Here is a 436-nt window from a genome sequence, read left to right on the forward strand (position 1 = left end):
AGCCCTTGCTCAGTGCCTGGTATTGCTGCTGTGCTGCCTGATACTGCGCTTGCGCCTGCTGGCGGGCGGAGCGGGCGGCATCCAGCGCCTTCACCGCTGCAGCGCCGCTGCCGGCCAGTTCCTGTTGCCGCTGCCAGGCGGCATTGGCATCGGTCAGCACGGCCTGGCGGGCATCCAGCGTGGCACGGGCTTGCGCCACATCTTCTGCCCGATAACCCTGGTGCATCAGCGACTGCCTGGCCTTGAGTGCAGAGAGTGCCGCTTCGGCATCGGCTACGGCATTACGTTGCGGTGCATCGTCCAGCCGGGCCAGTATCTGCCCGGCCTTCACCGTTGCGCCTTCGTCCACCAGTACTTGCTGCAGGCGGCCACCCACGCGAAAAGACAAATTCACTTCGCGGATATCCACATTGCCGGACAGCACCAGCTCAGCACC

The 436-nt window shown here is 65.1% G+C and carries 1 protein-coding gene; it reads right to left on the bottom strand.

The annotated features are described in order from the left end of the window. The coding region (locus tag JHD62_RS21515; RefSeq protein WP_199104586.1) for a biotin/lipoyl-binding protein at positions 1-436 on the bottom strand (436 nt) is incomplete at both ends.

Origin of the sequence: Aquitalea sp. ASV11, from assembly GCF_016429185.1 — a bacterium.
Lineage (GTDB): Bacteria > Pseudomonadota > Gammaproteobacteria > Burkholderiales > Chromobacteriaceae > Aquitalea > Aquitalea pelogenes.